This is a genomic window from Pseudoxanthomonas sp. (assembly GCF_035999195.1).
Lineage (GTDB): Bacteria > Pseudomonadota > Gammaproteobacteria > Xanthomonadales > Xanthomonadaceae > Pseudoxanthomonas_A.
Genome location: NZ_DASYGY010000007.1, coordinates 338,108 through 351,155 on the forward strand (window position 1 = coordinate 338,108; position 13,048 = coordinate 351,155).

General features: G+C 68.3%; 12 protein-coding genes. 6 read left to right on the forward strand and 6 right to left on the reverse strand.

Annotation, left to right across the window (positions count from 1 at the left end; translation table 11 throughout):
• Positions 1-32: 32 nt before the first annotated feature.
• From gorA to VGN58_RS06385, 4 genes are all read right to left on the reverse strand, one after another.
• Complete coding sequence (gene gorA, locus VGN58_RS06370; RefSeq protein ID WP_327482466.1) at positions 33-1,388, reverse strand: glutathione-disulfide reductase; 1,356 nt, start codon at positions 1,386-1,388, stop codon at positions 33-35.
• The gene (locus tag VGN58_RS06375; protein WP_327482467.1) at positions 1,385-2,635 is read right to left on the reverse strand and encodes an NAD(P)/FAD-dependent oxidoreductase; all 1,251 of its coding nucleotides are present in this window, start codon (positions 2,633-2,635) and stop codon (positions 1,385-1,387) included. The genes gorA and VGN58_RS06375 overlap by 4 nt, the downstream gene beginning before the upstream one ends.
• Before the next feature lie 19 nt (positions 2,636-2,654).
• Entirely contained in the window at positions 2,655-3,902 is a 1,248-nt protein-coding gene (locus tag VGN58_RS06380; protein ID WP_327482468.1) for a DUF418 domain-containing protein, read from the reverse strand.
• 110 nt (positions 3,903-4,012) lie between these two features.
• On the reverse strand, positions 4,013-4,492 hold the full coding sequence (locus VGN58_RS06385; RefSeq protein ID WP_327482469.1) for a peptidylprolyl isomerase: 480 nt from the start codon (positions 4,490-4,492) through the stop codon (positions 4,013-4,015).
• 83 nt (positions 4,493-4,575) lie between these two features.
• Here VGN58_RS06385 and VGN58_RS06390 point away from each other — a divergent pair, with 83 nt between their 5' ends.
• The 3 genes from VGN58_RS06390 to VGN58_RS06400 all read left to right on the forward strand — a co-directional run bounded on the left by VGN58_RS06390 (position 4,576) and on the right by VGN58_RS06400 (position 7,073).
• Positions 4,576-5,133 (forward strand): C40 family peptidase, encoded by a 558-nt coding sequence (locus tag VGN58_RS06390; RefSeq protein WP_327482470.1) that lies wholly within the window; start codon positions 4,576-4,578, stop codon positions 5,131-5,133.
• A 119-nt stretch (positions 5,134-5,252) separates the two neighbouring features.
• Positions 5,253-6,035 carry a C40 family peptidase gene (locus VGN58_RS06395; RefSeq protein WP_414710758.1) on the forward strand — a complete coding sequence of 261 codons (783 nt, stop codon included), beginning with the start codon at positions 5,253-5,255 and terminating at the stop codon, positions 6,033-6,035.
• 171 nt (positions 6,036-6,206) lie between these two features.
• Entirely contained in the window at positions 6,207-7,073 is an 867-nt protein-coding gene (locus VGN58_RS06400; protein ID WP_327482472.1) for a bile acid:sodium symporter family protein, read from the forward strand.
• A gap of 101 nt (positions 7,074-7,174) precedes the next feature.
• Here the strand turns inward: VGN58_RS06400 and VGN58_RS06405 are convergent, their stop codons facing one another.
• On the reverse strand, positions 7,175-8,452 hold the full coding sequence (locus VGN58_RS06405) for a dicarboxylate/amino acid:cation symporter (protein ID WP_327482473.1): 1,278 nt from the start codon (positions 8,450-8,452) through the stop codon (positions 7,175-7,177).
• Positions 8,453-8,691: 239 nt separating this feature from the next.
• Between VGN58_RS06405 and VGN58_RS06410 the strand changes: the two genes are divergently transcribed.
• Positions 8,692-10,389, forward strand: a complete 1,698-nt coding sequence (locus tag VGN58_RS06410) for an alkaline phosphatase (protein ID WP_327482474.1) — start codon at positions 8,692-8,694, stop codon at positions 10,387-10,389.
• Between the two features lie 28 nt (positions 10,390-10,417).
• On the opposite strand, the gene VGN58_RS06415 is transcribed toward VGN58_RS06410, so the two are convergent.
• Positions 10,418-10,786 carry a CopD family protein gene (locus VGN58_RS06415; protein WP_414710763.1) on the reverse strand — a complete coding sequence of 123 codons (369 nt, stop codon included), beginning with the start codon at positions 10,784-10,786 and terminating at the stop codon, positions 10,418-10,420.
• 310 nt (positions 10,787-11,096) lie between these two features.
• Here VGN58_RS06415 and VGN58_RS06420 point away from each other — a divergent pair, with 310 nt between their 5' ends.
• Together VGN58_RS06420 and VGN58_RS06425 are read left to right on the forward strand one after the other, a co-directional pair.
• Complete coding sequence (locus VGN58_RS06420) at positions 11,097-11,705, forward strand: class I SAM-dependent methyltransferase (RefSeq protein WP_327482620.1); 609 nt, start codon at positions 11,097-11,099, stop codon at positions 11,703-11,705.
• Positions 11,706-11,785: 80 nt separating this feature from the next.
• Positions 11,786-13,033 (forward strand): polyhydroxyalkanoate depolymerase, encoded by a 1,248-nt coding sequence (locus tag VGN58_RS06425; RefSeq protein ID WP_327482476.1) that lies wholly within the window; start codon positions 11,786-11,788, stop codon positions 13,031-13,033.
• The last annotated feature ends 15 nt before the right edge of the window (positions 13,034-13,048 follow it).

Here is a 13,048-nt window from a genome sequence, read left to right on the forward strand (position 1 = left end):
GCCATTGTATCGCCGCCTCCCGCAGGCCTGGCTCAGCGCATCAGCACCACTTCCTCGGCGCTGGTCGGATGGAGGGCGACGGTGTCGTGCAGGTCGGCCAGGGTGATGCCCTTCTTCAACGCCACCGCGAAGCCCTGCAGCATCTCGTCCGCGCCCTCGCCCAGCAGATGCAGGCCGACCACGCGCCTGTCCTCGCCCACGCAGACCAGCTTGAACAGGCTGCGCTGCGGCGAATCGGCCAATGCGTGCAGCATGGGCCGGAAACGCGTGGTCAGCACATGCACCGCATCGCCGTATCGCGCGCGCGCGTCGGCTTCGCTCAATCCCACCGTGCCCACGGGCGGATGCGAGAACACGACGGTCGGAATCCCGGCGTAGTCGAAGCGTGCCTCCGGCTGTCCGCCGAACAGCCGGTCCATCAGCCGTCGTGCCGCCGCGATGGCCACCGGCGTCAACGCCGCCTGGCCGGTGACGTCGCCCACCGCATGGATACCGGTGATGTTCGTGTCCTGCCGCGCGTCCACCTGCACGAAGCCCTTCGCGTCGAGGGCAACGCCGGCCGCCTCCAGGCCCATGTCGCGTGTCGATGCGCGGCGACCGGTCGCGAAGATCACCTCGTCGAACCGGTCCGTCCGCATGCCGTCCTCGGCCAGCAACACCACGCCCTTGTCGGGCGCGGATTCCAGCGCCGCCACCGCGTGTCCAAAGTGCAGGCGCACGCCGTGCTGGCGCATGTCCGCAGCCAGTTCGTCGGTGATCTGCGTGTCGAACCCATCCAGCAGGCGCGGCCCGCGCACGAACACCTCCACCTGGCTGCCCAGCGCCTGCAGCACGCCGGCCAGTTCCACCGCCACGTAGCCGCCGCCGATGATCGCCACGCGCGGCGGTGCCGCACACAGGCTGAAGAAATCGTCGGAGACCTTGCCCAGCCCGGCGCCCGGGATATCCGGCCGCACCGGGTGGCCGCCCGTTGCGATCAACAAATGTCCGGCCTGCAGCGCAACGCCGTCGGCGTTGACCACGGTGTTCGCATCCCGCAGTCGGCCCCGGCACGGCATCAGCACCACGCCGCTCTCGTCCAGCCGCTTCATGTAGCTGGCGTGGATGCCGGCGATGTAGCGCTGGCGATGCACGATGAATTCCTTCCAGTCCAGCGTCGGCGGCGGGGTGTCGAAGCCGAGCGTCGACCCCATCGCGATCCGCTGCGACAGCTCTGCCGCCAGCCACATCGCCTTCTTCGGCACGCAGCCGACGTTGACGCAGGTGCCGCCCAGTTCCTTCGGTTCCAGCAGCGCGACCCTGGCCCCGTACGAAGCCGCGCGGAAGGCGCCGGCCAGCCCCCCCGAACCACCCCCGATGACGATCAGGTCGAAAGCCTGCGGTTTCATGCGAATCGCTCCGGTCGGTACGGGAAAGGATCGAAGGCAGGCGTGCGGCCCGTCATCAGGTCGGCCATCAACTGGCCGGTCGCGGCGCTCATGCTGATGCCGAGCATGCCGTGGCCGGCCGCCAGCCAGACATGGTCGTGGCGCGGCGCACGTCCGAGCAGCGGCAGGTCGTCCCAGGTCATCGGCCGCCAGCCGCACCAGCGCTCCCGCACCTCGGCTCCGACGGGGTGGCGCAGGAATTCGCGCGCGCCGCGCTCGAGCGCCGCCAGCCGTATCTCGTTGAGCGTGTCGTCGTGGCCGGAGAACTCCATGGTGCTGCCCAGCCGGAAGCCGCTGTCCCACACCGTCACGCACACGGCGCGATCCTTCAGCACCATCGGATGGCGCGGCACGCGGGCCGGGCGCGAATAGGTGATCGAATAGCCCTTGCCCGGCTGGATAGGCGCTTTCACGCCCAGCGTGCGGGCGAACACGGGCGTCCACGCGCCCATCGCGATGACCGCCTCGCGCCCGTCGCGCCTGCCCTGCCCTGTCGTGAGCCGCACGCCGCGGTCGGTGGGTTCCAGCCGGTCCACGCGGCAATGCTGCTCGATAATGCCGCCGCGCTCGCGCACGGCGCGGGCCAGTTCCGCCACGTAGCGGTCTGGCCGCAGGCGCGCGTCACCGGGGAAGCGGATCGCGCCGGCGACGCCGGGCAGCATGGCCGGCTCCTCGCGCTCGTACGCGGCGCCATCGAAGACCTGCGTGGCGATGCCGAACTCGCGCAGTACCGCCGCTTCGTCCACGTACTGCCGGAACCTGCGTGGATCGCGGAACACGTAGTCGAGGCCTTCCTCCTCGAACTCGCACGCCAGGCGATAACGCTCCACCCAGTCGGCAAGCCGTGACCGCGCGTCGTTGAGCAACGCCGCGCGCGCCTGCGTGCTCTGCCGCCAGTCGCGCGCATTGCAGCGTGCGGCGAACCGCAGCAGCCAGTGCCACAGGGCGGGATCGATGCGCGGCTTGAGGTAGAGCGGTGCGTCCGGGGTGAACATCCAGCGCAGCGCCTGCGCGACCACACCGGGCGCCGCCAGCGGCGGCGCGTGGCTGGGCGTGATGGTGCCGCAGTTGCCGTGCGAGGCGCCGCCGCCGGCCGCCACCGCATCGATCACGCGCACGCCACGGCCGGCCTCCAGCAACGACAGCGCGGTCGCCAGTCCGATGGCGCCGGCGCCGAGGATGAGGACGTCGTCGTGGGGGGAATTCACCGCGGCAGTCTAGTCGGAATTACTCCGTCCGAAGCCGCAGCGGCTGCGGTTTCAGATAGGTCGCCGACCGCCACAGCCATTCCATCGGGCCGAAACGGAACCGCGACAGCCAGAGACGGCTCAGCAGCGCCTGCGTGCCGAACAGCACCAGCGCGAACAGCGGCTGCCAGGCACGCGGCAGCTGCTCGAAATAGCCCAGCCCGTAACCGTAGAAAATCCATGTGCAGACCAGCGACTGCATCAGGTAGTTGGTCAGCGCCATGCGGCCCGCCGGTGCCAGCCAGCCCAGCGGCCGCTGCCAGACCGGAGACGCCAACGCACGCATCACCCACGCCACGTAGCCCAGGCACATCAGCAGGTTGGCCAGCATCTGCAGGGTGAACGCCGCGGACACGCGCAGGTTGAAGGTGGCGAAATCCATGGTCGGCACCAGCGCCACCGAGCCCAGCATCGCCAGCAGGCCGAGCGGAAGCGCGCCCCAGCGCAGCCAGGCATACAAGCGCGGAAACTCCCGCGGCCGCGTGATCGCCCCGCTGCGCACGAACCAGGCGCCGAGCAGGAACATGCCGAACACGATGAAGCCGAACATGGTGATGTTGCTGAGCGCCATGCCGGTGCTCTTCAACCGCTGCCAAGTGACCTCGGCGTAGGTGCCGCTGCCGTAGGCGGTCCGCTCGCTCTCGATCAGCGCCTGCATCTGCACGCCGATCTGCCCCATGGCCTTGTCCCAGCCTTCGGTGCCGGCCAGCAGCGACCCCATGCCGCCCATCAACAGCATGAAGCCGATCGGCATGGCGTACGCGAGCAGGGCCAGCGGCACGAACCAGCGGGTCGGCAGCGGCCGGAACGCCAGCAGCAGGAACGAGCACAGCGCGTACATCATCAGCACATCGCCGGCCCAGATGAAGAGCGCATGGACCACGCCGAAGGCCAGCAGCACCAGGCCGCGCCGCCAGTACACGCCGGCGAACGGCCGGCCCGCCTGCTCCGCCCGCTGCGACATCACCGCGAACCCCATGCCGAACAGCAGCGAGAACAGGGTGTAGAACTTGCCCTGCACCAGCACGTAGACCAGCAGGTCCACGGTGCGGTCCACGCCGGTCAGTGCGGGATCCAGCCCGGTCCCCGCGGCCATCACCGGCCCCACGAAGCCTTCCAGGTTCATCAGCAGGATGCCCAGCAGCGCGACGCCGCGCAGCACGTCCATTGCCCCGATGCGCTCGGCCGCCGCGATGGGGGCCAGGTTCTCCGTGTTCGTCGCCGTCATTCGCTTCCCCTGATGTGGTCCGCGATTAGACCATGCGCGGCCGCGGATCCCGCCTGCAAAAAAGAACGGCCCGCTCGCGCGGGCCGTCGGATCACGCGATGCCGCGCGACTCAGTGATGGTGGCCACCGTCGCCGTGCACATGGCCGTGCTCGATCTCCTCGGCGCTGGCTTCGCGCACTTCAACGATCTCCACGTCGAAGTGCAGGTCCTTGCCGGCCATCGGATGGTTGAGGTCCACGTCGACCACGCTCATGCCGATCTTCTGGATGGTGACCGCGCGCGGGCCGAAGTTGGTCTGCAGCACCACCTGCTGCCCCGGCACCAGGCGCTGGTTGCCGAAATGCTTCTTCGGCACGCGCTGGGTCAGGCCGTCACGGCGCTCGCCGTAGGCATCGGCTGCGGCGACGTCGACCCCGAAGCTCTCGCCCGCCTCGCGGTCCTGCATGGCGTTCTCCAGGCCCGGGATGATGTTGCCGTGGCCGATCAGGATCGCCAGCGGCTCGCGGTCCTTCGAGCTTTCGATCGGCTCCTGGCCGGCTTCGGACACGGTGTAGTGGAAACGGACGACGCTGTCTTTTGCGATTTTCATGCGGGACTCTGGACGGGGCCTGCCGGCCGGCAGGACGGGGGCGGCTTGTCGGCCGCAAGGGAATGCGGCGAAGATGCGCCGCGATGAAGGCCCGACATTATCCCGGCTTGCCCACGCCCGCGCCACTTCGGTCGTTGGCCCCCCTCGTGCTCGGTACCTGCCTGCTGGTGCTCGCCGGCTGTGGCGGCTCCAAGCCGCAGGCGCGCAAGGCCTCGCCGCCCCCGGCGCAGCGCGACTGGCCGGCAGTGCAGGCCGACGATCCGGCTGCTGCCACGTCGGTGCTGATGCGCGCGATCGGCCTGGTCGGCACGCCCTACCGCTACGGCGGCAACACGCCGGAATCCGGCTTCGACTGCAGCGGGCTGGTGACCTACGTGTACCGGGACATGCTGGACCTGCGCCTGCCGCGGACCTCGCGCGAACTGGCGCAGGTGCAGGGGCCGAAGATCGAGCCGCGCCGACTGGCGCCGGCCGACCTGGTGTTCTTCGGCAGCCGGGGCAATGTCACTCACGTCGGCATCTACGTCGGGGAAGGCCGCTTCGTGCACGCCCCCAGCACCGGCGGGACAGTTCGGCTCGACCATCTGGACGGGCCCTACTGGCGGGACCACTACAGCGGCGCCAAACGCGTACTTCGTTAGGATTCGGTCAAGTCTGTGACGCGCAACGTTCACGCTTAACAAATAAATAACGATTTCTGAACCAAATCGGGCCGATCAGCCGGCATTATCGCCGCTGACTTGTTAAACCCTACCTGCGCGTGACGACCGACGACGACCTGCCCACAGGCCAGCCTGCCGCCACCCACCGCCTGTCGCGGAGGGTTTCCCTTCTTCTCCTGAGCCTCGGCCTGTGTGCCGTCGCGTCCGTAGCGCAGGCACAGAGTGCTCCCGCCGACGTCGACGCCGCGTCAACTCCGGCCTCCCCGGACGTCGTGACGCCTGCCCCGGCGGCCGCCGCCAAGCCGGTCATCACCAGCGTCAAGGAAAAGGCGGCCGAAGCCGCCACCGCCACGCTCTCCGCCCTCCTGCCGCGCCTGGCCGCCAGCGACACGCTGCCGCTGGTCGACCGCTCGGCCATGGTGGCCGGCGACATCAGCAAGCTGCTGGCCGCCTACGATCTGAGCAAGGAAGGCGTCGTCGCCCAGGAACAGCAGGGCGGCAAGGTCAACATGGTGCTGCAGCGCGCGCTGGCCCTGATGGGCACGCCGTACCGCTGGGGCGGCACCTCGCCCGACAGCGGCTTCGACTGCAGCGGACTGGTCGGCTACGTCTTCCGCACCGCGCTGGGCATCGAGCTGCCGCGCGTCTCCCGCGACATGGCCAGCAAGGCGGACGCCGAACTGGTCGCCGCCCGCGACCAGCTGCGCCAGGGCGACCTGGTGTTCTTCGGCCTGAAGGGGCGCATCAACCACGTCGGCATCTACGTGGGCGAAGGCCGCTTCCTGCATTCGCCCAGCAGCGGCAAGGACGTGCGCGTGGACAGCCTGATCACCGGCTACTGGGCGAACCGCTACCTCAGCGGTCGCCGCGTCGCGATGTAACGCGCGCCGCGCCGGTGAGTCCATGCAGAAGGCCGCCTTGTGCGGCCTTCATGCTGTCCGGCCATCGCGATGCGCCGCAGCTTGCGCGGGATGTCGGGTTGCCGCCATCCTCCGGAGGCGCGTCGATAGCCGCGCATCACCTGTCCGTTGCACGAAGGGGAGTCGTACGCGATGCAGGCATCACTGCTGACCAACCTGCTGTTGCCGCTGGCCCTGGGCATCATCATGCTCGGCCTCGGGCTGGGGCTCACGCTCGAGGATTTCCGTCGTGTCGCCCGCTATCCGCGCGCCGTGCTGATCGGTCTGGCGCTGCAGACGCTGGTGCTGCCGTGGGTCGCGTTTGGCCTGGCGCTCGGCTTCGGCCTGCCCGCCGAACTGGCGGTCGGCCTGATGCTGCTGGCCGCCTCGCCCGGCGGCGCCACCGCCAACATCTACAGCCACCTCGCCCGCGGCGACGTGGCCCTGAACATCACGCTCACCGCGATCAACAGCCTGCTGTGCCTGCTGACGCTGCCGGTGATCCTGAACCTGTCGCTGGAGTACTTCCTCGGCGCCGGCCAGTACGTGCCGCCGCCGACGAAGAAGGTGGTCGAGGTGGCCGCGATCATCCTGGTGCCGGTCGCCATCGGCATGCTGCTGCGCGCGAAGGCGCCCGGCTTCGCGGCAAAGACCGAGAAGCCCATCCGCCTGCTCTCCGTGCTGGTGCTTGCCTTGCTGGTCGTGGCCGCGGTCGCGCAGGAATGGAGGACGCTGACCACCTACTTCGCCATCGTCGGCCTCGCCTGCCTGCTGTTCAACCTGGCCAGCATGGGCGCCGGTTATGGGACACCGCTGGCCTTGCGGCTGCCCAAGAAGCAGGCCATCGCCATCGCGATGGAAATCGGCATCCACAACGGCACGCTGGCGATCTTCATCGCGCTCAACGTGCTGCAGAACCCCACCATCTCGGTGCCGGCGGCGGTCTACAGCCTGCTTATGTTCGTCACCGCAGCGGTGTTCGCCTGGTGGGTGTCGCGGGACAAGGACGCCGTCACCTGACCTCCGACGCCGCATCCCGTGGGAGCGCCGTCAGTCGCGATGAAGGCTCCGGACGGTCCGTTCGCGACTGACGTCGCTCCCACAACAACGCGGGCCTACGATCAGCCAGCGCGCGGCTCGCCTTCGTCCAGCCCCACGTTGGTCGAGGCGGCCTCGTAGACCTGCCGATCCAGCAGGCCGGTCTCCTTGGCCACCAGTACCGGCACCAGCATCTGGCCGGTGACGTTGGTCATCGTGCGCATCATGTCGAGGATGCGGTCGATCGCGACCAGCAGGCCGATGCCTTCCAACGGCAGGCCCGCCGCGCTCAGCACCAGCGTGACCATCACCGTCGCCGTGCCGGGCACACCCGCGGTCCCGAAACTGCCCAGCACCGACGCCAGCAGGATGACGAAGTACTGGTTCACCGACAGGTCCAGGCCGAAGTACTGCGCCACGAAGATCGACGTCAGCGCCGGATAGATCGCCCCGCAGCCGTCCATCTTGATGCTGGCGCCGAGCGGCACGGCGAACGCGGCGTAGTCCTTGTCCACGCCCAGATTGTGGGTGACGCTGCGCAGCGCCACCGGCATCGAGGCGAAACTGGACGAACTGGCGAACGCCACCTGCATGCCCGGCGCGGCACCGCGGAAGAACTTCCACGGATTCAGCCCGTGCGCGAGCAGCAGGCTGCCGTACACCACCACGATGTGCACCGCACACGCGACATACAGTGCGCCGATGTAGCTGCCCAGCGGCAGCAGTTTCTCGAAACCGTACGTACCGACCAGCGTGCCGATCAGGCCGAAGGTGCCGATCGGCGTCATCTCCAGCACGAAACGCGTGACCTGCACCATGGTGTCGCTGGCCTCGCCGGCCAGCGTGCGCAGGCCCGCGCTCCGTTCGCCCAGTTTCACCAGGGCGAAGCCAAGCAGACCCGCGAAGAAGATGACCTGCAGGATCTTGCCCTCGGTCAGCGCCTTGAACGGGTTGGCCGGCACGATGTCCAGCAGCACCTGCACCGGCGTGGGCACCTCGCGCACCTGGTAGTCCGGCGCCATCATCAGGCCCGTGAGTCCCTTGCCAGGCTGCATGATCCAGCCCACCGCCAGGCCCACGCACACCGCCAACGCGGCGGTGGTGGCGAACCAGAGGAACGTGCGCCCGCCGAGCGCCGCGACCGACTTCTGTCCGTGCAGGCTGGAGACGGCATTGATCACCGCGAAGAACACCAGCGGCACCGCGATCATCTTGATCAGCGTGACGTACAGATCGCCCAACGGCTTGAGCCAGACGCCTGCCGCCGGCCCCATCAGCCAACCCGCCAGCGCGCCCAGCACGAAGCCGGCGACGACGCGCTGCCAGAACGGGATCTTCAACCAGGCCGAGACCAGTTTCATCGGAACGGCTCACATAGGCGGACGCGACACCTTAGCCCAAGCCCCTGCAAGCGGCGACCCTGCTCACGGAATGGCGGGTGTCATGAACAGGACACTGCACGGAAGGCATAATTGCGCGCCCTGCCCGTCGGCCCGTCCTGACGACGCGTGCCATGCGCATGGCCGCACCCGGCGGAATGAGGACAACGCCCGTCACCGCGTCATCAACGAAGACCGTCATGCCCGTACAAGGAAACCCGATGCGCCGGCTGCACCCGTTCCTGATGTCCCTGCTGGCCGCATCGCTGGCCGCGTGCGCCAGCAGCCCGGGCGCTCCTGCGTCCTCGCGCGCCAGCGCGTTCCACGTGGATGTGCCTGCCGTCTCGCACCCCCAGGGCGAAACGCCGCAATGGTGGTATCGGAATGGTGCGGCGAAGGCGGCGGCGAACGGGGCCATGCAGGGGCGCGCGAAGAACGTCATCGTCTTCCTCGGCGACGGCATGAGCCTGACCACGGTAGCGGCGGCGCGCATCTTCGAGGGCCAGCGCAAGGGAGCGCCGGGCGAAGAGAACCTGCTGAGCTGGGAACACTTCCCGCACACCGCCTTCAGCAAGACCTACAACACCGATTCGCAGACGCCCGACTCCGCCGGCACCATGACCGCCATCGCCAGTGGCGTGAAGTCGCACATGGGCGCCATCGGTGTATCCGCCGGCCGCAAGGGCGAATGCACGCCCGACGGCAGCAAGGACCTGCTCAGCTGGCTGACGCTGGCCGACAGCGCCGGCATGGCCACCGGCATCGTCACCACCGCGCGCATCACCCACGCCACGCCGGCGGCGATGTACGCACACGTCTCGCACCGCGACTGGGAGAACGACACCGACCTGCCGCCGGAAGCAGTCGAGGCCGGCTGCAAGGACATCGCGCAGCAGTTGCTCGCTGCCGCACGCTTCGGCAAGGGCCCCACGGTCGCGCTGGGCGGCGGTCGCGGCGAATTCCTGCCGGTCGACGTGCGCGATCCCGAAGAAGACGACAAGGTCGGCCAGCGCCTGGACCACCGCAATCTCGTGGCCGAATGGCAGCAGGCGCACCCACAGGGCGCCTACGTCACCAACACGCAGCAGTTGCAGGCCGCCGCCGATGCGCCGCAGCTGCTCGGCCTGTTCGAATACGACCACATGCAGTTCGAGCACGACCGCCGCAAGGACGCGCAGGGTGAGCCCTCGCTGGCCGACCTGACGCGTGCGGCCATCCGCACGCTGTCGCGCAAGCCGGAGGGCTTCGTCCTGATGGTGGAAGGCGCGCGCATCGACCACGCCAACCACTACGGCAACGCCTACCGCGCGCTCGACGAGACGGTCGCGATGTCGGATGCGGTGCAGGCCGCGCTGGACGCGACCTCGCGCGACGACACCCTGATTCTGGTCACCGCGGATCATTCGCACACGCTCAACTTCGTCGGCTATCCGGTGCGCGGCAATCCCATCCTCGGCAAGGTGCGCGGCCAGGGCAGCGAAGACGACTCGCCGGGCGAGTTCGCCCGCGACCAGACCGGCCTGACCTTCACCACACTGACCTACGCCAACGGCCCCGGCTACACCGGCGCGAGCAACCGCCAGCCCGCCGGCCCGAAGACGTTCCTGCATGCGCCCAGCAGCGTCGAACCGTCGGAAGGCCGACCGGATCTCAGCCACGTCGATACCGAACACCCCGATTACCTGCAGGAAGCCCTCGTACCGCTGAAGTCGGAATCGCACGGCGGCGAAGACGTCGGCATCTGGGCCATCGGTCCCGGCAGCGACGCCGTGCGCGGCACGGTCGAACAGAACGCGATCTACCACATCATCGTCCAGGCCACGCCAACGCTGCGCGCGCGGCTCTGCGCGGCAGGCACCTGCGACGCGAACGGCGTGCCGGTGGAGCTGCCGAAGATCAGGGACTTCGAAAAGAAGTGAAGCGGCGCCGGTAACCGGCGCCTCCGCCTCAGAACGGCTTGGCCAGCACCAGCCACACCACCGCGATCAACGCGAACAGCGGCAGCTCATTGAACCACCGCAGCGCAGTGGGTGAAGGCAGCGGCTTCCCTTTCGCCACGCCTTTCAGCCATCGCCCGGCGACGATGTAGTGCGCCAGCATCAGCGCGACCAGCGTCAGCTTGGCATGCAGCCAGCCACCGCTGATGCCGAAGTGGAACCACAGCACCCCGCCCAGGATCACCGCGATGCCGAACATGGTGTGGCCGAAGCCGTACAACCGACGCCCCATCAACTGCAGGCGCGCCTGCACGTCGGCCTGCCCGGTGGTCTCGGCCAGGTTGACCAGGATGCGCGGCAGGTAGAACACCGTCGCCATCCAGGCGATGACCAAGACGAGATGGAAGGTCTTGACCCACAAGTAGAGACTGGCGTTGTCCACGCTGGCCGGCTCCGTCGCTCGGAAGGATGAGGCGGGATTCTCCGCTACTGCCGCAAGAACTGTCCAACTTCCGGGATGCCAGCTCGCCGTCGTTCCAGCGTAAGCTGGGACCCATCTTGATCCTGTCGCTGCGTACGCTCCCCGAAAACGCAACGGCAACCTGCATCCCGGCTTGACCAGCCATTCGGCTGTTGAAAACCGCCGGGATGACGACCAGGCGTTTCTTTTCCACTTCCCGCGTATTTCAATGACCAAACACTACGACGCCGACTATTTCAAACGCTGGTACCGCGACGGCGACGTCGGCGGCGCACCGCGCCTCGCGCGGAAGGTGGCGGTGGCGGTGGCGGTGGCCGAATACCATCTCGAACGGCCGATCCGCACCGTGCTGGACATCGGCTGCGGCGAAGGCGCATGGCGCGCACCGCTCATTAAGCTGCGGCCGAAGCTGCAGTATCTCGGCTTCGACAGCAGCGAGTACGCCATCCGGCGTTTCGGGCGCACGCGCAACCTGCACCACGCGCGCTTCGAGGATTTCCGGTACCTGCGCCCGTGCGCGCCGGTGGATCTGCTGGTGTGCTCGGACGTGCTGCATTACGTGCCGACGCGGGAGCTGAAGCGCGGCCTGCCCGGGCTGGCGGAGTTGTGCGGCGGGGTGGCGTTCCTGGAGACGTTCGCGAAGGAGGACGACTTCGAGGGCGACCATGAGGGGTTCCAGCCGCGCAGGGCGGCCTGGTACCGGCAGGCGTTCAACGGCGAGGGCTTCCAGTCCGTCGGCAACCACTGCTGGCTGGGGCCGCGACTGGCGGGCGACGTGGCGGTACTGGAGGCGGCGGATTATCGGCCGATAACCTGAACAGGCTGCGCGCGGCGATACCGGCTTTGCGGTATGCTGCGGCGCAGCACCGTGCACCAAAATCGGGATTCCGGACCGCCATGACACTGTACCAACTGCATGAACTCGGACGCGCATGGATGGCGCCGCTGGCCTACATGGCCGAAGCGAACGCCCGCATGTTTTCCGCACCGAGCAGTTGGTTGTCCAACATGCCGGGCGCCGAGCGCATCGCCGCCGGCAACGAACTGGTCCATCGCATCGGCAAGGACTACGAAAAGCCGGCGTGGGAGATCCGCGACGTCGAAGCGCACGGCCGCACCGTGCCCGTCGTGGAACTGGAAGCGCTGAAGAAGCCGTTCTGCCGCCTGCTGCGCTTCAAGCGCTATAGCGATGATGCCGACACCATCGCCCTGCTGAAGGACGACCCGGTCGTGCTGGTGGTGGCGCCGCTGTCCGGCCACCACGCCACGCTGCTGCGCGACACCGTGCACACCCTGTTGCGCAACCACAAGGTCTACGTGACCGACTGGGTGGACGCGCGCATGGTGCCCGCCACGGAAGGCGCCTTCGGCCTGGACGACTACGTCGCGTACGTGGAGGAGTTCATCCGCCACATCGGCGCCGAGAAGCTGCACGTCATCAGCGTCTGCCAGCCGACCGTGCCGGTGCTGGCCGCCGTGTCGCTGATGGCCGCGCGCGGCGAGGCGACGCCGCGTTCGCTAGTGATGATGGGCGGCCCGATCGATGCGCGCAGCAGCCCCACCGAAGTGAACAGCCTGGCCACGCGCAATCCGCTGTCGTGGTTCGAGAACAACGTGATCCACACCGTGCCCTCGCCCTACCCGGGCGAAGGCCGCCGCGTGTATCCGGGCTTCCTGCAGCATGCCGGCTTCATTGCGATGAATCCCAGCCGCCACTTCATGTCGCACTGGGACTTCTATTCGGACCTGGTGAAGGGCGACCTGCAGGACGCCGAGTCGCACCGCAAGTTCTACGACGAGTACAACGCCGTGCTCGACATGCCGGCCGAGTATTACCTGGACACCATCCGCACGGTGTTCCAGGAATTCCTGCTGCCGCGTGGCCAGTGGAAGGTCAACGGCGAACTGGTCAAACCGGCGGCGATCAGGAAGACCGCGCTGATGAGCATCGAGGGCGAACTGGACGACATCTCCGGCCAGGGCCAGACCGCCGCCGCGCACGATCTGTGCACCGGCATCGCCAAGGCGCACCACCAGCACCTCACCGTCGAAGGCGCCGGCCACTACGGCATCTTCAGCGGCCGCCGCTGGCGCGAGAAGGTCTACCCGCAGGTCCGTGACTTCATCGCCAAGTACGCCGGCTGAAGCGCGGCGTCCTGT

Coding starts and splice junctions, on each gene's coding strand:
- VGN58_RS06390 (WP_327482470.1), top strand. CDS start 4,576: ATGAAGGCCCGACATTATCCCGGCTTGCCCACGCCCGCGCCACTTCGG.
- VGN58_RS06415 (WP_414710763.1), bottom strand. CDS start 10,786: ATGGCGACGGTGTTCTACCTGCCGCGCATCCTGGTCAACCTGGCCGAG.
- VGN58_RS06420 (WP_327482620.1), top strand. CDS start 11,097: ATGACCAAACACTACGACGCCGACTATTTCAAACGCTGGTACCGCGAC.
- VGN58_RS06425 (WP_327482476.1), top strand. CDS start 11,786: ATGACACTGTACCAACTGCATGAACTCGGACGCGCATGGATGGCGCCG.
- gorA (WP_327482466.1), bottom strand. CDS start 1,388: ATGAAACCGCAGGCTTTCGACCTGATCGTCATCGGGGGTGGTTCGGGG.
- VGN58_RS06385 (WP_327482469.1), bottom strand. CDS start 4,492: ATGAAAATCGCAAAAGACAGCGTCGTCCGTTTCCACTACACCGTGTCC.
- VGN58_RS06405 (WP_327482473.1), bottom strand. CDS start 8,452: ATGAAACTGGTCTCGGCCTGGTTGAAGATCCCGTTCTGGCAGCGCGTC.
- VGN58_RS06400 (WP_327482472.1), top strand. CDS start 6,207: ATGCAGGCATCACTGCTGACCAACCTGCTGTTGCCGCTGGCCCTGGGC.
- VGN58_RS06380 (WP_327482468.1), bottom strand. CDS start 3,902: ATGACGGCGACGAACACGGAGAACCTGGCCCCCATCGCGGCGGCCGAG.
- VGN58_RS06410 (WP_327482474.1), top strand. CDS start 8,692: ATGCGCCGGCTGCACCCGTTCCTGATGTCCCTGCTGGCCGCATCGCTG.